The sequence below is a fragment of the Flavobacterium sp. A45 genome (assembly GCF_002001005.1).
Lineage (GTDB): Bacteria > Bacteroidota > Bacteroidia > Flavobacteriales > Flavobacteriaceae > Flavobacterium.
Map to the genome: position 1 here is coordinate 64,408 of NZ_MUNX01000075.1, position 18,999 is coordinate 83,406.

Below are 18,999 nucleotides of genomic sequence, written 5' to 3' on the forward strand. Positions count from 1 at the left end.
TTTTTCAATTGCTTACGCAAACTTTTATCAATAGCGATTTCATAATATTTATTATTTCGTAAAAATACGAGTTTTTCCTCAAACAATACACCTCTTTTTTGTGAATTAATCAACAAAATAAAGAAAACGTTTTCGTAAAAATCAATATTCAACAAATCCTAATTTCTGTTATTTATTGTCCAAAATAAAGACTAAAATATCCAGTTCTATTTGGTATTCCATAATTTACTATTTCAACTTCACATGTCATTTAGCAAAAACTTCTGCTTTTTTACTACTTTTACAGTATTGGTATCCATCCAAATTTAAAATCAAATGCCAGAGCAATTAAAAAAAATATTCTCCTCTTTTTCAAACGAATTGATTCAAGATATAAAATCAAACGAAGTCATCAAAAACTTTAGTTCGGGTGAAGTCATCATGCGCACTGGACAATATATAAAAAATACAATTTTAGTTACCAAAGGAACTATCAAAGTCTATCGAGAAGATGATGATGGAGGTGAATTTTTCATGTACTACCTGCAACCTGGACAAGCCTGTGCGCTATCAATGGTCTGCGCAACCAAGAATGAAAAAAGTCAAATTATGGCTAAGGTTGTCGAAGATGCCGAAGTGATTATGATTCCTCTATCACTCATGGACAAATGGATGATGCAACATCGAAGCTGGTATGAATTTGTTATTGGCACTTATCGAAATCGATTTGAAGAAGTACTCGAAGTTATCGATAGTATTGCCTTTAGAGCTATGGATGAACGTCTAGAGTTTTACCTAAAACGTCAAGTTGAGGCATGCGGTTGCAAAGAACTGAAACTTTCCCATCAGGAAATTGGGTCGGATTTGAATACTTCCAGAGAAGTTATTTCGAGACTGCTCAAAAAAATGGAACAAAGAGGCTTGGTGGTTTTACACCGCAACCAAATTGAGATTTTGATGTAAAGTTTAAATTCTAAAACAGATTACAAAAAACTCACAACTCACAAATTCTTCTAAAGTGACAAAAGTTACCGAGCATCTACAGTAATCTTCGCATCTTTGCCCTAAACAAAAAAAACAGTATGGAATATTTCGGTTATTTGGCATCTGTCATAATAGGTCTCTCATTAGGTTTAATAGGCGGTGGCGGTTCTATTTTGACGATTCCCATATTGGTATATTTATTCAAAATAGATCCAAAACTGGCTACCAGTTATTCTTTATTTATCGTTGGCATAACTGCTTTCTCAGGATGTTTCACTCATTACCGAATGGGGAATCTCAAAATCAAATCGGCCATGTATTTTGCCGTCCCTTCTGTATTTTCCATATTGGTTATCCGAGAAGTAATCATTTTAAAAATTCCTAATGTGCTTTTTACGGTAAATGATTTTCAGGTCACCAAAAATTTTCTGATCATGATTATTTTTGCAGTCTTGATGATGGCTGCTTCCTTTTCGATGATTCGCAAAACCAATTCTCAAATACAATCTACTCACACAAATTACCTGCATCTGGCACTAATTGGTTCTGTGGTTGGAATTGTTACAGGATTTCTGGGCGCAGGGGGTGGATTTTTGATTATTCCAGCTCTTTTATTTTTTGCCAATTTACCGATGAAACAAGCCGTTGGGACTTCCTTATTAATCATATTTGTCAACTCTTCCATTGGTTTTGTTGGTGATTTATTCATTGGCACCCCAATCAATTATCCTTTCTTATTAACTATTTCAGGAATGGCTTTTATAGGAATGATTATTGGCACTCAATTGTCTAAAAAAATAGACGGTAATAAACTAAAACCCCTTTTTGGCTGGTTCATCTTAGTCATGGGGATTTACATTCTTGTCAAGGAATTTTGTGCAATTTAAAACAGACTAAATTGTTAATTTTCAAAGACAAAAAATTAAAAACTTAGAATCTTAGCTTCTAAGACACTTATCTACTTCAATTAAACTTACGTTAAAGTAATTTTTGTCACAGATAGTATCACAAAACAGAATTAACTTTGTATCACATTAAAACAAAAATCATGCAAATAGAACAAATATATACAGGCTGTCTGGCACAAGGTGCTTATTATATCACTTCCAATGGTGAAGCAGCTATAATTGATCCCCTGAGAGAAACACAACCTTATTTGGATCGAATCGAACGTGACGGAGTCAAACTGAAGTATATTTTTGAAACCCATTTCCATGCCGATTTTGTTTCGGGACATTTGGATTTAAGCAAAGAGACGGGCGCTGCAATCGTTTATGGACCAACTGCACAACCCGAATTTGAAGCCACCGTTGCAACAGACAACCAACTATTTGAAATAGGAAATATCAAAATAAAAGTATTACACACTCCTGGTCACACCATGGAAAGTTCTACCTATTTACTAATCGACGAAGAAGGAAAAGATCATGCAATTTTCTCTGGAGACACCTTGTTTATAGGTGATGTAGGAAGACCAGATTTGGCGCAAAAAGCAGCATCGATGACCCAAGAACAATTGGCTGGATTATTATACCATTCGTTAAGAGACAAAGTCATGACTTTAGCAGATGATGTCATTGTTTATCCCGCTCATGGTGCGGGTAGTGCCTGCGGTAAAAACATGAGTAAAGAAACCGTTTCGACTATTGGAAACCAAAAAGCAACCAATTATGCTTTGAGAGCCAATATGACCGAAGCCGAATTCATCACCGAAGTGACCGATGGACTGCTGCCTCCCCCAGCCTATTTTGGAATGAATGTGGCTATGAACAAAAAAGGGTACAATAGTTTTGAAAACGTAATGGATTTAGGCATGAAAGCATTAACCGTAAACGAATTTGAAGCTACCGCAGAAGAAACGGGCGCCTTAATTTTAGATACTAGAAACAACGGTGATTTCAGCAAAGGTTTTATTCCGCAATCCATAAACATTGGAATCAATGGTGATTTTGCTCCTTGGGTAGGCGCTTTAATTGCCGATGTAAAACAACCCATTATATTAGTGACCGAATTAGGACGTGAAAAAGAAACCGTAACCCGTTTGAGTCGAGTAGGTTTTGACAATTTAGTGGGACATTTAGAAGGAAGTTTTGAGGCTTGGAAAAATGCGGGTAAAGAAATTGACACTGTAAACCGAATCACTGCAGACCAATTGAAAGCGCAAGTAAAAATTGGTGAAAGCAAAATCATCGACATCCGTAAACAAAGCGAATACAGTGCAGAACATATTGAAGAAGCGTTTAGTAAACCGCTAGCGAACATCAACGATTGGATAAAAGACATTGACCCAAAAGAGCATTTCTTTATGCATTGTGCCGGCGGATATCGCAGTATGATCGCAGCTTCGATTTTGCAAGCCCGTGGTTTTAGAAATTTCAGTGAAATAGAAGGAGGATTTAGTGCCATTGCCAAAACCGACATTCCAAGAACCGATTTTGTGTGTCAAAGTAAAATTCAATAGCAAAGTACAATTTCAATGACAAATTCAAAAATAAAAAAATAATTAGGGCGTGACCTCACGTTATATTGACACTATTTAGTTTAAAATTGAAATTTAGTTACTAAAGATTCTTTAGTAATTAAAAACAATCAATAAATACTTTTTATCATGAAAAAAAATATGGGTGCTACAGACAAATTGATTCGTTCCATAATTGGAATTATCATTGCAATATTATACTATGCCGGTATTATAACTGGTACTCTGGCAATCGTTTTATTGGCTTTTGCCATCATCTTTTTACTGACAAGTTTTATTAGTTTTTGTCCATTATATACACTCTTAGGAATAAACACTAACAAAAAAATATAAATTATGGACGAATTACAATGTTGCGTGACATCTTGTGAAAAACCGTTGGATAAAGTTTATTGGGACAACCAATACCAATCCAATACAATAGGTTGGGATTTAGGTGAAGTATCTCCGCCCATAAAAACCTATATTGACACACTAAAAGACAAAACCATTCGGATTTTGATTCCGGGTTGCGGAAATACCTATGAAGCCGATTATCTTTTGGAACAAGGTTTTACAAACGTTACTGTAATTGACATAGCCCCGACTTTGGTAGAAAATCTAAAAACCAAATTCAAAGACAATCACAATATCAACATCGTATTGGGGGACTTTTTTGAACATCAAGATGAGTATGACGTAATCCTAGAACAGACATTCTTTTGTGCATTGCCACCAACGATGCGTCAAAAATACGTTTGGAAAATGCATCATCTTTTAGCCAATAAAGGAAAAATTGCAGGATTACTATTCAACCGAACATTTGAAAGTGGCCCCCCTTTTGGCGGAAGCCAAGACGAATATAATTTGCTTTTTCAACAGGCCTTTAATTTTCTAAAAATGGAAGTTTGCCAAAATTCTGCCACACCAAGAGCTGGTTCCGAATTGTTTATCGAATTACAAAAAAACAATGAGGTATTGGTCAATTTATACCCATTTGAAGGAATCACCTGTAGCAGTTGTAAAAATACCGTTTCAGAAAAGTTCTCAGCACTTGAAAATGTTTTAAGCGTAAGTATGAACAGTAATTTTTCTGAAGTCTTGATTGTAAGCAAAAATGAAGTTTCTTTAGAAACTCTGCAAAAAGAAATCGCTTACGATACCAAATATAAAATTGGAAATAAATTGTAAAAGCAAACACGAATTTCACACCCGAGCGACAGCGAACTGACGAAGTAAATTTACACGAATTGAATTAATTGTTTTTTGGTACGTATCATCTAAACAGTATTTCAAACTTTTAAACCATTTAAACCCAAAAAATGAAAGATCTACTATTTACCAATTGGCACGTTATGCGAATTTTTCGATTGGCTTTTGCTGTATTTTTATTTACTCAAGCATACTATACCCATGAATGGTTTTTCATTGCCTTTGGATTATTTTTCTTTATTCAAGCCATTTTTAATACAGGTTGTGGATCCAATGGATGTGCAATTCCCAAAAAATAAATACATAAAAAAATGAGTACTTTCAACGATATCATTCAATCCGAAAAACCAGTTTTGGTTGACTTTTTTGCAACTTGGTGTGGGCCATGCCAAACATTGGCACCTATTTTGAAACAAGTCAAAGAAAATTTGGGCGACCGAATTTCCATCATCAAAATTGATGTGGATAAAAACCAGCAAATCGCAGCACAATACCAAGTTCGTGGTGTTCCAACTATGATTCTCTTTCAAAACGGAAAACAATTATGGAGGCAATCTGGAGTTTTAAGCTCCTCTGATTTAATCAAAGTGATTGTAGAAAAAAGCAACTCATGACCCGAAAAGCAATTATTATCACCGGCATCGGAATTATCCTTGGAGCCATTTCCGGCTATCTATATTATCACTTTGTGGGCTGCGCTTCGGGAAGTTGTGCCATCACTTCAAAACCCGTTAACTCTACTCTTTATGGAGGTTTAATGGGTGGATTGTTGTTTAATATGTTTGTGAAAGAAGAGAAAAAACAGAAATAATAGGTTAATTGCTAAATTAGAACGCAGGATCATAAAAATAAATCATAAGTATTTCAACCCGAAATACTTTTTTTAATTAACTTTGTTAACCAAATGGTTAAACCGTATAGTTAGCACTCATGACAACCGAAGAAAAAATATTCAATGCCGCCAGAGTTGTATTCCAAAAAAAGGGATTCGCAGGAGCGCGCATGCAAGAAATCGCCGACGAAGCGGGCATCAACAAAGCAATGTTACATTACTGCTTCAAAAACAAACAATTACTTTTTGAAGCAGTCTTTATGAATGCCTTCAGTCAATTAGCTCCACAAATCAATGAGATCTTCAATTCGGATGCAACAGTTTTCGAGAAAATTAGAAAATTCACAAACAGTTATATTTCATTTGTCATTGTCAACCCGTACTTACCTCCTTTTATCATTCAGGAAATGAACAACAATCCTGAATTTGTACTATCCTTTCTGAATCATAAAAACCGCCCGAATCCTACTCCATTATTAGCGCAAATTGAAAAAGAAATAGCCGATGGAATAATCAAACCCATTCCTCCAAAGCAGCTTTTATTAGATATTTTTTCGATGACGGTGTTTCCTTTTGCCGCCAAAATGATGCTAAAAGGAATCATTCAACTTTCGGAAGCAGAATTTAACGAAATGATGGAAGAACGAAAAACAAGCATAGCCGAAACTATTATTAATTCGATTAAAAAATGAGACCTTCAAAATATACTTTTAGCATCCTTTTTTTATTCCCGCTTTTTGCTTTAGCGCAGCAAAAAATGACGCTGGAGAATTGCTATTCTTTAGTTCGCCTAAATTATCCAACTGCCAAACAGATTACTTTATTACAGCAAAAATCGGATCATGAAGTGAATGCTTTACAAACCGGAAAATTGCCGAAAATTGATTTGAATGCCCAAGGAACCTACCAAAATCAAGTAACCGAAATTCCAAATCCTTTTATATCCCCACTAAATAAAGACCAATACAAAGCTACATTAGACGTTAATCAGTTGCTTTACAATGGTGGTTTGATTGATGCCAATACCAAACTCAAAGAGGCTCAAACCAAAACACAACAACAACAGGTCGAGGTCAACTTATACCAACTCAAGTCCAAAATCAATCAGTTGTTTTTTTCTATTTTACTTTTGCAGGAGCGAAAACACCTTTTGCTTACCAAGCAAAAACAATTGGAATCGAAAATAAAAGAAGTCAAATCGGGTATTGAGTTTGGCGCCATTTTACCCGCTTCCGAAAAAGTATTGGAAGCCGAAAATCTGAAAATTAAACAACAGCTTTCGGAAATCCAATACGACAAGAAAAAACTATTCGATAATCTTTCTTCCATAACATACTCCAACATTCCGGAAACAACAGAATTGGACAAACCAATTATTACAACACCAACAAATACGACTATAAACCGACCTGAAATACACTATTTCGAATTACAGGAACAGCAAATCGATGTTTCAAAAAGTATATTGACTAAAAACAATTTGCCCAAAATAAATGCCTTTGGAATCGCAGGTTACGGTAATCCGGGACTGAACATGATTGAAAACTCATTTGAACCCATTTTTATGGTCGGATTGAAAGCCAATTGGAATGTTTTTGATTGGAACAAATCAAAATCAGAGAAGGAAGCGCTTGCTGTTTCTGCCGATATTGTTGCAACCGAAAAAGAAACTTTCTTACTCAATAACAAAATTCAGCTGCAAGAAATCAATGCAGAAATACAAAAAGCAGAAACCAATATTGCCACCGATACCGATATAATCGCTTTGCGTGAATATGTTGAAAAATCGGCTAGTTCGCAATTAAAAAACGGAGTCATTACCGCCTCGGAATATTTGACCGAATTCACCAATTTGTACGAAGCCAAAAACAGCCAAAAAATTCACGAAATACAATTGGAACTCGCCAAGGCCAATTATCAAGTCGCTATTGGAATCAATTAGTAATCCTTAAAACCTTTGTCAAAGTTTAAAACTTTGACAAAGGTGTACTAACAAATAAATCTTTAAACAAATGAAACACATATTTATACTAACACTTATACTAAGCCTGTTTTCGTGCAGCAACAGCGATAAGAAAGCCGATGGATATGGCAATTTTGAAGCGACCGAAATCACTATTTCTGCTGAAGCCAATGGAAAACTGGAGTTTTTAAATCTAGAAGAAGGTGATGTTATTGAACCAAATACCTTGGTAGGATTGGTCGACACCATTCAATTGCATCTGAACAAACAACAGCTCATAGCTTCAAAAGTGACGGTGTATTCCAAATCTGAAAATGTGTTGTCGCAAATCAGTGTATTACAAGCACAACTCAAAACCACACTTATTGAACAAAAAAGGATTCAGAATATGTTTGCTGAAAACGCCGCCACCAAGCGCCAAGTCGATGAGATAGAAGGAAAAGTGGATGTGATCAAAGAACAAATAAAAGGAGTTCAAACTCAGAATGCACCTATTATAAATGAAATCACCTCGATTGATGTTCAGATTAAAAAGATCAATGACCAAATCAAAAATAGCAAAATCATTAATCCGATAAAAGCAACCGTTTTGGCCAAATATGCAGAACCCAATGAAATCACTTCCTTTGGAAAACCGCTTTATAAAATAGCCAATCTCAGCCAAATGACATTGCGAGTTTACATCAGCGAAACGCAACTTCCCAACATAAAACTGAATCAAAAAGTAACGGTAAAAATTGATAACGGAACTGGAATGAAATCCTATCCTGGAACTATTTCCTGGATTTCATCGGTAGCGGAGTTTACACCAAAAATCGTTCAAACGAAAGAAGAAAGAGTAAACTTAGTCTATGCCGTAAAAGTGGAAGTAAAAAATGACGGGGGTTTAAAAATAGGAATGCCGGCTGAAATGTGGTTAGTCCCTTAGCCCGAATCAAAGAATTATCTCATCAATTAAAATATTCGTTATTAACTATAAAATAAGTTCAAATGAAAACATTATTAATGAAAACCGTAGTACTGCTCTTGATTTTTTCAAGTTGCAAAAAACAAGATGAAACCAAACTCGAAACAGATTTAGCAAGTGCTACAGAAATCAATAAAGCCCCAGAAGGTTTAAAACTAATGAAACAGAATTGCTATGCATGTCACAGTGTAACGACAAAATCTCACGATGAAATTATTGCTCCGCCAATGATTGCCGTAAAAAAAAGATACTTAATGCAATATAATAGCAAAGAAGATTTTGTGAATGCAATTGTTGCCTATTCTAGTGATCCTAAAGCCGAAAATGCATTAATGATTGGAGCCGTAAATAAATTCAATCCGATGCCTAAACAAAATTTTAAAGAAAATGATTTAAAAAAAATAGCATCCTACATTTATGACAATCAAATTGAGGCTCCAAAATGGTTTCAAAACCATTTCCAACAAAATCACGGAAACGGTCAGGGAATGGGAAATGGCAACAAAAAAGCAAACTAACCTATAAATATTCACTAATAAAAGAAAAGAAAACCACTGCAGTTCACAATCAGTCCTAAACGTTTAAAGCATTTAAATAAATTTAAACTTCTTCATAAAATGAGTATAAAAGTCCAAAATATCTCCAAATCCTACAACAAGATAAAAGCCGTTGAAGCCATTTCTTTTGAAGTAAATGAAGGTGAAATATTTGGTCTCATTGGGCCTGATGGTGCTGGAAAAACGACGCTTTTCAGAATATTGACCACATTACTGTTTGCCGACGAAGGAACTGCATCGGTTGCAGGCTTTGATGTTGTAAAAGAATACAAGTCCATACGCAACTGTGTAGGTTATATGCCAGGAAAATTCTCTTTATATCCCGATTTGTCTGTTGAAGAGAACCTGACTTTCTTCGCTACCCTTTTTGGCACTACCATTCAAGAAAATTATGATTTAATCAAAGATATTTATATTCAAATAGAACCGTTTAAAACTCGAAGAGCAGGAGCGCTTTCGGGCGGAATGAAACAAAAACTAGCTTTGTGCTGTGCTTTAATTCACAAACCTAAAGTTTTATTTCTGGACGAACCCACAACAGGAGTGGATCCCGTTTCCCGTAAAGAATTTTGGCAAATGCTAAAGCGTTTACAGCAAAAAGGAATTACGATTTTGGTCTCAACACCTTATATGGACGAAGCGGCTTTGTGTGACCGAATCGCATTAATCCAAAAAGGAACGATCCTTAAAATTGATTCCCCTAAAAACATTATTGAGAAATACGACAAAACTATTTATGATGTCCGAGCAAAAAATACGTATCAGCTCCTACTCGATCTAAAAAACTATCCGAGTCAATACAGCGTTTATGCCTTTGGTGAATCCATACATTACACGGACAAGGAAACAAAATTTAATTCTAATGCATTAAAGAAATATTTAGAAGATAAAAAACATACCGAAATAGAAATCCAAATGACAAAACCAACCATAGAAGATGTTTTTATGGATTTGTAATCTATGCTCAAAATAATTTGCCTCAAAAATGAATCAAGAAAAAATCATCACCGTAAACAAGCTCACCAAAGAATTTGGCAGTTTCACAGCGGTCAATAGCATTTCTTTTGATGTCTACAAAGGAGAGATTTTCGGTTTTCTTGGTGCCAATGGAGCCGGAAAAACGACCGCTATGAAGATGCTCATTGGGATTTCGAAACCTACTTCGGGCGAAGCTATTGTAGCGGGCTTCAATGTAAAAACCCAAGCCGAAATGGTCAAAAAAAGCATTGGGTATATGAGTCAGAAATTCTCCATGTATGACGATTTGACCATCAAAGAAAACATCACTTTCTTTGGCGGAATCTATGGATTGTCTCGCGCACAAATCAAAGAAAAAACAGCGCAATTAATTCAGGATTTGAATTTACAAGACGTTGCTGATAAATTGGTAAGATCCTTGCCTCAAGGTTGGAAACAAAAACTATCCTTTTCGGTAGCGCTTTTGCACGAGCCAAAAATTGTATTTCTCGACGAACCCACAGGTGGCGTCGACCCCATAACACGAAGACAATTCTGGGAAATGATTTATGCTGAGGCTCACAAAGGGACTACGCTCTTTGTAACCACACACTATATGGACGAAGCCGAATATTGCGATCGAGTATCGATTATGGTCGAAGGAAAAATAGAAGCACTTGACAGTCCGAAAAATTTAAAACAAAAATACAATGTCGATTCCATGAATGACGTTTTCCTGAAACTCGCCCGTAATGTAGAATAGTTAGCAGATTGCAGTTTTAAGATTACAGTATCACACATAAATAAATCTATTATCAATATTCTATTCTCTATATTCTTAAAAAGTCTAAAATGAAAAGATTCATCGGTTTTGTAACAAAAGAATTCTACCACATTTTTCGTGACAAACGCACTATGTTCATACTTTTCGGGATGCCGGTAGCTCAAATTATGCTGTTTGGATTTGCCATTACCAATGAGATCAACAATGTTAATATTGCTATTTTAGACCAATCCAAAGACACCGAAACCCAACAAATCATCAATAAAATAAGCGCTTCCAAGTATTTTAATATCGTAAATAAAATCACGCACGAAGCTCAAATAGAAAGCGTTTTCCGAACCGGAAAAGTAAAAGCCGTTTTGGTTTTTGAGAAAGACTTTATTCAAAACCTGCAAAATAAAAAAGCAGCCAAAGTCCAAGTCATCACCGATGCCACCGACCCAAATATGGCCAATACCATCACCAATTACATCAATGCTATTTTGCAGAACTACACACAGGAACTCAACAAAAACATCAAACCTGTTTACCAAATTCAAACCCAAACACAACTGTATTACAACCCCGAACTCAAAAGTGTTTTCACTTTTGTACCTGGAGTGATGACCGTAATTTTGATGTTGGTTTCGGCCATGATGACTTCCATTTCCATCACCCGTGAAAAAGAAATGGGCACTATGGAAGTGCTATTGGTTTCGCCCATAAAACCTTTTCAAGTGGTTATTGGTAAAGTATTTCCGTATGTTTTTCTATCGATAATCAATGCAACAATCATTGTACTCTTAGGTGTTTTAGTGTTTAAAATGCCTATCGAAGGTAGTCTTTTCCTTTTGGCGTTGGAAAGTATTCTGTTCATTATTACCGCACTGTCACTGGGGATTTTAATTTCAACCATAGCCCAATCGCAGCAAACCGCCATGATGTTTTCCTTAGCGGGATTAATGCTCCCAGTAATCATCCTGTCGGGATTCATCTTCCCCATTTCGAGTATGCCGCTGCCGCTACAAATCATCAGCAACATCATCCCCGCCAAGTGGTTCATTATCATCATCAAAGCCATCATGCTCAAAGGAGCCACCATTCATACCATTTGGAAAGAGACCTTAATATTGATAGGAATGACGGTGTTTTTCATAGCTTTAAGCATCAAAAAATATAAGATCAGACTGGAATAAAAAACAATTTCAATGGCAATTTCAATAGCAATGGTAATTTCGATAACAATGAAATCTAAAAAAACAGAAATCGTTGATTAACAATCTAAAATTTAAAATGAAAACTATCCTATTCATCATCCAGAAAGAATTCAAACAAATCTTTAGAAACAAAGGAATGCTGCCTATCATATTTGTTTTACCGTTAATTCAATTGATAATCTTGTCCAATGCTGCCAGTTTTGAAATCCAAAATATCAAGTTCTCTTATATCGACCACGACCATTCGGCTGCTTCCAGGGAACTCATCAGCAAATTTGAAGCTTCGAAATCTTTCAAAATAGTAAACCAATTCAATACCAAAGAAGAAGCCAACCTCGAAATGCAAAAAGGAAATATCGATATTATCCTCGAAATTCCCAACCACTTCGAACGCAGCCTGATTACCGAAAAAAACACTACTTTGTCAGTCAGCATCAACGCCATCGATGGAGCCTCGGCAGGGGTTGAGAATGTTTACGTTTCACAAATCATTGGAACCTACAACCAAAAAATCCTAAGCCACCTTTTGCAATACAACGACGGTTCCCTCATACAACCGCAAAACATAGTCACAATTCCTTCCTTTTGGTACAACAATACACTGAACTACAAAACATATATGGTTCCGGGAATTTTGGTGTTATTAGTCACCATGATTGCACTTTTTCTTTCGGCTATGAATATCGTTCGGGAGAAAGAAATTGGCACTTTGGAACAAATCAATGTGACTCCCATCAAAAAACACCAATTTATTATTGGTAAATTATTTCCTTTTTGGATACTTGGTCTGGTGATTTTAACCGTTGGATTATTAATTGCAAAACTTGTTTTCCAAGTTCCTATGGTAGGCAGTTTGGTTTTGATTTATGCCTTTACTTCCGTCTATTTATTACTCATTTTGGGAATCGGATTATTCATTTCCAATCATACCGATACCCAGCAACAAGCCATGTTTATTTCTTGGTTTTTTATGGTTGTGTTTATTTTGATGAGTGGGTTGTTCACACCAATCGAGAGTATGCCACAGTGGGCACAAAACATTACATTGCTAAATCCAATTCGGTACTTTGTAGAAATCATTAGGATGGTGATGCTCAAAGGTGCTACTTTTAAAGATATTACAACTCAGTTTTCAATAATAACCGTCTATGCCATTGCTTTAAATATATTAGCAGTAATGAGTTATAAAAAAGTTAATTAATAACTGCAATTCAAAAAAAATAATAATTTTGGCTCATCATTAAAATCAAAAAATAAAAACCATGAAAAACCTAATTACAATTTTGGCGGTTGCACTTTTCACTGCAGGAATAAATGTGAACGCTCAAGAAACAAAACCAAAAGCTACTACTACCAAAACACAAAGTACAGCAAAAGTTAAAAAAGCGTGTACAAAAGATCACAAAAACTGTACTACAGAAGAAAAGAAAACTTGTGACAAAACAACAAGATCTTGTTGCGCTGCTAAAACTGAAAAGAAAGCATAATGTAATTGATTTATAATAATCCTAAAAAGAGTGTTTGTAACCTTCAAACACTCTTTTTTTTTTAAACCAATTTCAGCTAATTTATTTTTACCCCTTTGAGCCTATTTTATAAAGTTTACTATTTCAAAATAGCTTAATAAAAATTACATCAAGTGAAATAACAATATGCCCTTACTTTTGTGTAGATCCAAACTGAAAACTAGTCAAAAGCACAGCAAACAACTCTTCAATTGAAACAATTAGATTCAACAAATCCAAATTATCAGGAGTTGTTTCAAAATTTCGTCAGACGACCTACAACAATTGTTTTTGTGGTAGCCATTTTCGAAGTATCAAATCCAGATCGTCTTCGGTTATTGGTTTGGAAACATAATCATTCATCCCAAACTCAAGGCATTTATCTTTTTCACCTACCATTATTCCCGCTGTTAAAGCAATAATGGGTATTTTGTCTCCTTTTTTATGGCTTCGAATTTCGATTGTAGCATCATATCCATTTTTTATTGGCATTTGGATATCCATCAAAATTAAATCTGGATTATTGATTTCAAATTGCTCCACCCCTTCCTGTCCATCGATAGCTTCCAAAATAATGGCATTCGGGATGATTCTTTTCACTAATGTTTTGGCCAAGAACATATTAATTTTATTGTCTTCCACAATCAAAATACGCAATGAATCCATATTATTTGTACTGGAAATCTTTCGGATTGCTTTATGAGGCATCAATTCGGCAAAAGCATCTTTTAAGGGTTCCGCTTTTTTGAATTTAACAAAAAAGAAGAAATCACTTCCATCACCATACTTACTTTTCAGTTGCAAATTGCTGTTCATTAATTCAAGAAGCAAATTGGAAATAGCCAACCCTAAACCTGTCCCTCCAAATTTTCTTGAAGTAGCGCTGTCCTCCTGTACAAAGGAATTAAAAATTTTCTTTTGGTTGTATTGCTTGATTCCAATACCGGTATCTTTAATAGAAAATTTTATGGTCGCATTTTTCTTGCCTCCTTTTACTTGATCAACATCCAAATGAATATGCCCAAAAGAGGTGAATTTTAAGGCATTGCTAATTAAATTCACTAATATTTGTTTCAACCGAATCGAATCGGCACATATGTATTGTGGCACACATTTTTCGATAGTTAGTGATAAAGCAATATTCTTCATATTGGCCTGATGTTTAAACAAATCTATAACTTGGTGCAATAGTCTATAAAGATCAATATTCTCTATATGCAACTCTAATTTACCAGATTCAATTTTTGAAAAATCAAGTATATCGTTAATGATTTCCATTAGGGAATTGGCAGAAACATTCACAGTAGACATGTATTCCAACTGATTTTTTTCGAGATCGGTTTTCATCAATAAATCAGTAAAACCCACAATACCGTTTAATGGAGTTCGAATCTCGTGACTCATATTTGACAAAAAATCGGATTTAGCTTTATTGGCTTCCTCTGCTTGAATTTTGGCTTTTTTAAGTTCTCTATTGGTTTGCTTTAACTGCTCATTAATCTCTTCAAATTCAACATATTTTACATACAAATCCTTTTCATTTTCTTCGGCTTTTTCTTTGGCACGTATCAATTCCAATTCCATGAGTTTGTGATCTGTTATATCCCTAATAGTCCCCACAACGACGGAAGGATTGTTATCTTCATCCCATTTTAAAGTTCCCATTCCATGCAGCCAGCGTTCGGCATTATCATTTACACGTATGATTTTGTATTCCTTATTAAATGGCTGCCTTTTGGTTACGACTTCCTCCTGAAAATAAGTTTCTAAATTATCCCTCCAAGCAGGATGTACCAAAGCTCTCCAAGATTCTTGATTCAAATCATAATCAGCATCAATTCCCAAAATAGTATTCAACAAATCAGTGCTTGTCCATTTTCCTGTATACATATTGATGCTATAAGTCCCCAATTGCGCAATGATTTGGGTTTCTTTCAAGAATTCTTCTTTTTCTTTTAAGGCATTTGTTGTTTTGATCCTCTCGGTAATGTCCTTCACGAACAACAAAAATTGCTTTTCCGATAGTTTTACGGCGTCAATAGACCAACATCGTAAAGTTCCATTTTTGTGAACAAACTGCAATACATCATTTGTTGTCCTTTCTTGTGAAAGCCTTTTAAATATTGTTTCGATTTTAATAACCAAATCTGGTGGAGTCAAATCCTTAAGCGTTTTTTTTAACAGCTTATCTTTAGAATAGCCAGTTATTTTTGTTACTGCTGGATTTACTTCCAAAAAAAATCCTTCTTTATTGACTACAATTACACCATCAGGAGCATTCTCTACATAATTTCTAAATTTGGCATTACTTAGTCGCTCTCTTTCTTTCTCTTTGATAGCGGCAACTTCTTTCTCTTTGGCTAAAATTTCACTTTCAATTCGTTTTTTTTCAGTTATATCTTGAGCGACTCCTCTCAGAGCAATAATTTCTTCTTTATCGTTTAGAATCGGAATTCCTGTTCCATAAATCCATTTATAACGATTGTCAGGAAATCTCAATTTATGGGTAATTTCATAAGGTAATTTTGTTCTGACAGATTCACTTATCTTGTTGTTGATAATCTCCTTTTCTTCCTCTGTAAAATGAGCTAAATATCGTTCATACAAATTTTCATTAGTTCCATTGGGCATTTCAAAAATATGATATAATTCTTTGGACCAAATCAACTCATGCGTGTTCAAATTAAATTCCCAACTTCCTATTTTGGCAATTTTTTGAGCATCGTTCAATAAGTTTTCACTAGCTATAAGTTGCTCTTGAATATTTCTAATTTCTGTGATATCTCTTCCAATGGAATACACAAGATTTTTGGAAGGGTTTATAATAGATGTCCATTGAACGGATAAAACTTCTCCCTTTTTGGAAAGGATTCTATTTTCAAAAATTATAGAAGTTTTGCCACTTAAAAGATCTTGATGCGCTTGTTTTGTTTTGGGAATATCTTCTGGGTAGATGTATTTGATAAAACTGTTCAGTAATAATTCTCTTTTGGTATAGCCTAATTTTTTTATAAATACAAGGTTGAATTCTTTAAAGTAATTATTTAAATCCGAAACACAGATAAAGTCAGAAGTCTCTCTTGTGAAAAACTCAAAATTGGTAATGGAGTCTATTTTCTTTTGTAATAACGAAATTTTATGTTCTTGTTTTTTTATTTTTTGCAACAATTCTTCAACGGATGGTATAGTTTCTTTCATAATCACAAAGCAAAATTGAATTAATAGACAAAACCAAACAATAAATAACAGGAAACTAAAGATATGAAATTTATATCACATAATACATTAAGGCATAAATAATTAGAATACACCTCATCACTATATTAGATAAAAAAAACTTCCAATACTATTTTCATAATGGAAGTTTTATTATACTGTAAAAAATATTTTTATATAGAACGAAATGACAAATACTTAGTATTAATTCTTAAGCCATTTTAATAATACTTTTTCCAATTGGTTTTGAATAATGGGTTTTGTTATATAATCAGACATACCGTACTCTAAACACTTTTCTTTTTCGCCATTCAAAACTCCGGCCGTTAATGCTATTACCGGAATATGCTTGGTCTTCTCTTTTTTTCTAATTTCCATTGTAGCATCATAACCATTTTGAATAGGCATTTGAATGTCCATCAAAATTAAATCCGGTAAATTTTCTTCTGCCAAAACCACTGCATCATAGCCATTGGTCGCTTCTATCAAATCGCATTTTTTTATTATTTTACGAATCAATGTTTTGGCTAAAAGCATGTTTATTTTATTGTCTTCAGCAATTAAAACTTTAAAATTAGTCAGAGAATTTGATAAATGGGAGGATGAATTTAAAACCAAATCCTCCATAACTGAATTATTGGTCTTATGTTGAGTTTTCTCGTAAGCAATCGTAAAAAAGAATTCACTTCCCACTCCATAAGCACTGGTTAATTGCAATTCACTATTTTTCAATGCTAAAAGTTGGCTTGAAATTGCTAATCCTAGCCCAGTTCCTCCATACTTTCGGGTCGTAGTATTGTCGGCTTGAATAAAGGATTGAAAAATCTTTTTCTGATTATGATCTTTAATTCCGATTCCGGTATCAATTACCGAAAACTTAATTTTCGAAATCATTTCTTCTTCTTCAACTTGTATGACTTGTAATTTGATGTGACCCGAAAAAGTGAATTTCATCGCATTGCCCAGTAAATTCACCAATATCTGCTTTAATCGAAAAGAATCTCCCATAATGTATTTTGGCACATTGGAATCAATATCAAGCAGTAACTCTATTTTTTTATGATTGGCTTCGTACTTGAATAAATTTATAATTTGATTAGTCAACTGAATGATGTCAATCTCTTCAGAATTCAACTCCATTTTACCGGATTCAATTTTTGAAAAATCCAAAATATTATTTATAATTTCCATCAAAGTATTGGCCGATTCATTGACTGTTTTGAGATATTCCAATTGATCATTATCAAATTTGGTTTTCAGTAACAAGTCCGTAAAACCAACAATCCCATTGAGTGGTGTCCGGATTTCATGACTCATATTGGCCAAGAAATCTGATTTTGCTTTATTGGCAGCTTCGGCTTTTTCTTTGGCTTTGATGGTGTCATCAATTTGTTTTTTTTGAGTAATATCCTGAACGACTCCTTTTAATGCCACTACATCATTATTCTTATCCATTATGGGAACTCCGGTACAAAAAACCCATTTTGTTTTTTGATTTGTTAATACTATTCGATGTTCCATTTCATAGGGAACCTTATTCGTAATAGTGTTATAAACATTTTTATTTAATGCTTCTACATCATCGAGTAAAAAACGAGATAAATACTTCGCATATAATTGGGGATCATTAGGTATATTCTCAATTTCGAATATTTCATATAACTCATTAGACCAATTCAATTCTTGGGTTATTAAATTAAAATCCCAACTTCCTATTTTAGCAATTTTTTGCGCTTCATTAAGTGATTTTTCACTGGACAAGAGTTTTTCCTGTGTTTTTCTAATCTCTGTAACATCACGGGCTATTGCATATATTAAATTATTAGCAGTATGCAAATTGGCTTTCCATTGTAAAAAGACCTGTTCTCCATTTTTTTTAATATATCTATTTTCAAAATCGACTGTAGGATTGTTTTGAGTCAAATTTTTAACTTCTTCTAAGGTTTTTTCTAAATCTTCAGGATGGATAAACTCAAGAAACGGTCTTGATAATAACTCTTCCCTTGAATAGCCCAATGTTTTGGCAAATCCATCATTGACTATTTTATAATAGGCATTAGTATCAGCGATGCAAACTAAATCAGGGGACTCTTTTACAAAATATTCAAAATTGGTTATAGCTAGTTTTTCATCATTCAACTCTTTAATCAGCAATTCTTGTGCCTCAACTTTTTGGAGTAATTCATCGTAGGTAAACTCCTTTTTCGCCTTTTCCATTATTAGAAATTAAATAATTAAATGTTTGCTGTTCCAAAATTTTTATAAATATAGCACAGTCTTACAGAAAAAAAAACAACTGTTGATAAAACAAAAAAAACATTTTTATCAATTCATTTAAAAGTATTGTTTTTATTCACTCCATCCATCACTTTTATTTTTTACTTTCTTT

At 34.2% G+C, this 18,999-nt stretch carries 19 protein-coding genes; 17 read left to right on the forward strand and 2 right to left on the reverse strand.

The window, feature by feature from the left end:
- Window positions 1–315: 315 nt before the first annotated feature.
- From B0E44_RS08600 to B0E44_RS08680, 17 genes are all read left to right on the forward strand, one after another.
- Window positions 316–942 (forward strand): Crp/Fnr family transcriptional regulator, encoded by a 627-nt coding sequence (locus B0E44_RS08600; protein WP_077373050.1) that lies wholly within the window; start codon window positions 316–318, stop codon window positions 940–942.
- 119 nt (window positions 943–1,061) lie between these two features.
- Entirely contained in the window at window positions 1,062–1,850 is a 789-nt protein-coding gene (locus B0E44_RS08605; RefSeq protein ID WP_077373053.1) for a sulfite exporter TauE/SafE family protein, read from the forward strand.
- Between the two features lie 161 nt (window positions 1,851–2,011).
- Window positions 2,012–3,424: a rhodanese-like domain-containing protein gene (locus B0E44_RS08610; protein ID WP_077373056.1), complete on the forward strand. Its 1,413-nt coding sequence runs from the start codon at window positions 2,012–2,014 to the stop codon at window positions 3,422–3,424.
- A 147-nt stretch (window positions 3,425–3,571) separates the two neighbouring features.
- Window positions 3,572–3,775 (forward strand): DUF2892 domain-containing protein, encoded by a 204-nt coding sequence (locus tag B0E44_RS08615; RefSeq protein ID WP_077373058.1) that lies wholly within the window; start codon window positions 3,572–3,574, stop codon window positions 3,773–3,775.
- Window positions 3,776–3,778: 3 nt separating this feature from the next.
- Entirely contained in the window at window positions 3,779–4,612 is an 834-nt protein-coding gene (locus tag B0E44_RS08620; RefSeq protein WP_077373061.1) for a methyltransferase domain-containing protein, read from the forward strand.
- 131 nt (window positions 4,613–4,743) lie between these two features.
- Window positions 4,744–4,932 carry a hypothetical protein gene (locus tag B0E44_RS08625; RefSeq protein WP_077373064.1) on the forward strand — a complete coding sequence of 63 codons (189 nt, stop codon included), beginning with the start codon at window positions 4,744–4,746 and terminating at the stop codon, window positions 4,930–4,932.
- Window positions 4,933–4,944: 12 nt separating this feature from the next.
- Window positions 4,945–5,247 carry a thioredoxin gene (trxA, locus tag B0E44_RS08630; RefSeq protein WP_077373067.1) on the forward strand — a complete coding sequence of 101 codons (303 nt, stop codon included), beginning with the start codon at window positions 4,945–4,947 and terminating at the stop codon, window positions 5,245–5,247.
- Window positions 5,244–5,444 (forward strand): DUF6132 family protein, encoded by a 201-nt coding sequence (locus tag B0E44_RS08635; protein ID WP_077373070.1) that lies wholly within the window; start codon window positions 5,244–5,246, stop codon window positions 5,442–5,444. Before trxA ends, B0E44_RS08635 begins: the two co-directional genes overlap by 4 nt.
- Window positions 5,445–5,563: 119 nt before the next feature.
- Window positions 5,564–6,157, forward strand: coding sequence for a TetR/AcrR family transcriptional regulator (locus B0E44_RS08640; protein ID WP_077373073.1), 594 nt, complete (start codon window positions 5,564–5,566; stop codon window positions 6,155–6,157).
- Window positions 6,154–7,407, forward strand: coding sequence for a TolC family protein (locus B0E44_RS08645; protein WP_077373076.1), 1,254 nt, complete (start codon window positions 6,154–6,156; stop codon window positions 7,405–7,407). The genes B0E44_RS08640 and B0E44_RS08645 overlap by 4 nt, the downstream gene beginning before the upstream one ends.
- A 70-nt stretch (window positions 7,408–7,477) precedes the next feature.
- The gene (locus B0E44_RS08650; RefSeq protein WP_077373079.1) at window positions 7,478–8,356 is read left to right on the forward strand and encodes an HlyD family secretion protein; all 879 of its coding nucleotides are present in this window, start codon (window positions 7,478–7,480) and stop codon (window positions 8,354–8,356) included.
- 62 nt (window positions 8,357–8,418) lie between these two features.
- On the forward strand, window positions 8,419–8,913 hold the full coding sequence (locus B0E44_RS08655; protein WP_077373082.1) for a c-type cytochrome: 495 nt from the start codon (window positions 8,419–8,421) through the stop codon (window positions 8,911–8,913).
- A gap of 99 nt (window positions 8,914–9,012) precedes the next feature.
- A complete protein-coding gene (locus tag B0E44_RS08660) occupies window positions 9,013–9,909 on the forward strand; it encodes an ABC transporter ATP-binding protein (protein ID WP_077373085.1) in 897 nt (298 codons plus the stop codon).
- Between the two features lie 28 nt (window positions 9,910–9,937).
- Window positions 9,938–10,672, forward strand: coding sequence for an ABC transporter ATP-binding protein (locus B0E44_RS08665; RefSeq protein ID WP_077373088.1), 735 nt, complete (start codon window positions 9,938–9,940; stop codon window positions 10,670–10,672).
- A gap of 89 nt (window positions 10,673–10,761) precedes the next feature.
- Window positions 10,762–11,868, forward strand: coding sequence for an ABC transporter permease (locus tag B0E44_RS08670; RefSeq protein ID WP_077373091.1), 1,107 nt, complete (start codon window positions 10,762–10,764; stop codon window positions 11,866–11,868).
- Window positions 11,869–11,965: 97 nt separating this feature from the next.
- The gene (locus B0E44_RS08675) at window positions 11,966–13,090 is read left to right on the forward strand and encodes an ABC transporter permease (protein ID WP_077373094.1); all 1,125 of its coding nucleotides are present in this window, start codon (window positions 11,966–11,968) and stop codon (window positions 13,088–13,090) included.
- Between the two features lie 61 nt (window positions 13,091–13,151).
- The gene (locus tag B0E44_RS08680; protein WP_077373097.1) at window positions 13,152–13,376 is read left to right on the forward strand and encodes a hypothetical protein; all 225 of its coding nucleotides are present in this window, start codon (window positions 13,152–13,154) and stop codon (window positions 13,374–13,376) included.
- A gap of 294 nt (window positions 13,377–13,670) precedes the next feature.
- Here the strand turns inward: B0E44_RS08680 and B0E44_RS08685 are convergent, their stop codons facing one another.
- Complete coding sequence (locus B0E44_RS08685; RefSeq protein WP_077373100.1) at window positions 13,671–16,592, reverse strand: PAS domain S-box protein; 2,922 nt, start codon at window positions 16,590–16,592, stop codon at window positions 13,671–13,673.
- A 222-nt stretch (window positions 16,593–16,814) separates the two neighbouring features.
- A complete protein-coding gene (locus B0E44_RS08690; protein WP_077373103.1) occupies window positions 16,815–18,827 on the reverse strand; it encodes a PAS domain-containing protein in 2,013 nt (670 codons plus the stop codon).
- Between the last annotated feature and the right edge of the window lie 172 nt (window positions 18,828–18,999).

Coding starts and splice junctions, on each gene's coding strand:
- B0E44_RS08605 (WP_077373053.1), top strand. CDS start 1,062: ATGGAATATTTCGGTTATTTGGCATCTGTCATAATAGGTCTCTCATTA.
- B0E44_RS08685 (WP_077373100.1), bottom strand. CDS start 16,592: ATGAAAGAAACTATACCATCCGTTGAAGAATTGTTGCAAAAAATAAAA.
- B0E44_RS08670 (WP_077373091.1), top strand. CDS start 10,762: ATGAAAAGATTCATCGGTTTTGTAACAAAAGAATTCTACCACATTTTT.
- B0E44_RS08610 (WP_077373056.1), top strand. CDS start 2,012: ATGCAAATAGAACAAATATATACAGGCTGTCTGGCACAAGGTGCTTAT.
- B0E44_RS08660 (WP_077373085.1), top strand. CDS start 9,013: ATGAGTATAAAAGTCCAAAATATCTCCAAATCCTACAACAAGATAAAA.
- B0E44_RS08650 (WP_077373079.1), top strand. CDS start 7,478: ATGAAACACATATTTATACTAACACTTATACTAAGCCTGTTTTCGTGC.
- B0E44_RS08600 (WP_077373050.1), top strand. CDS start 316: ATGCCAGAGCAATTAAAAAAAATATTCTCCTCTTTTTCAAACGAATTG.
- B0E44_RS08635 (WP_077373070.1), top strand. CDS start 5,244: ATGACCCGAAAAGCAATTATTATCACCGGCATCGGAATTATCCTTGGA.
- B0E44_RS08615 (WP_077373058.1), top strand. CDS start 3,572: ATGAAAAAAAATATGGGTGCTACAGACAAATTGATTCGTTCCATAATT.
- B0E44_RS08665 (WP_077373088.1), top strand. CDS start 9,938: ATGAATCAAGAAAAAATCATCACCGTAAACAAGCTCACCAAAGAATTT.
- B0E44_RS08655 (WP_077373082.1), top strand. CDS start 8,419: ATGAAAACATTATTAATGAAAACCGTAGTACTGCTCTTGATTTTTTCA.
- B0E44_RS08645 (WP_077373076.1), top strand. CDS start 6,154: ATGAGACCTTCAAAATATACTTTTAGCATCCTTTTTTTATTCCCGCTT.
- B0E44_RS08680 (WP_077373097.1), top strand. CDS start 13,152: ATGAAAAACCTAATTACAATTTTGGCGGTTGCACTTTTCACTGCAGGA.
- B0E44_RS08690 (WP_077373103.1), bottom strand. CDS start 18,827: ATGGAAAAGGCGAAAAAGGAGTTTACCTACGATGAATTACTCCAAAAA.
- B0E44_RS08640 (WP_077373073.1), top strand. CDS start 5,564: ATGACAACCGAAGAAAAAATATTCAATGCCGCCAGAGTTGTATTCCAA.
- trxA (WP_077373067.1), top strand. CDS start 4,945: ATGAGTACTTTCAACGATATCATTCAATCCGAAAAACCAGTTTTGGTT.
- B0E44_RS08675 (WP_077373094.1), top strand. CDS start 11,966: ATGAAAACTATCCTATTCATCATCCAGAAAGAATTCAAACAAATCTTT.
- B0E44_RS08620 (WP_077373061.1), top strand. CDS start 3,779: ATGGACGAATTACAATGTTGCGTGACATCTTGTGAAAAACCGTTGGAT.
- B0E44_RS08625 (WP_077373064.1), top strand. CDS start 4,744: ATGAAAGATCTACTATTTACCAATTGGCACGTTATGCGAATTTTTCGA.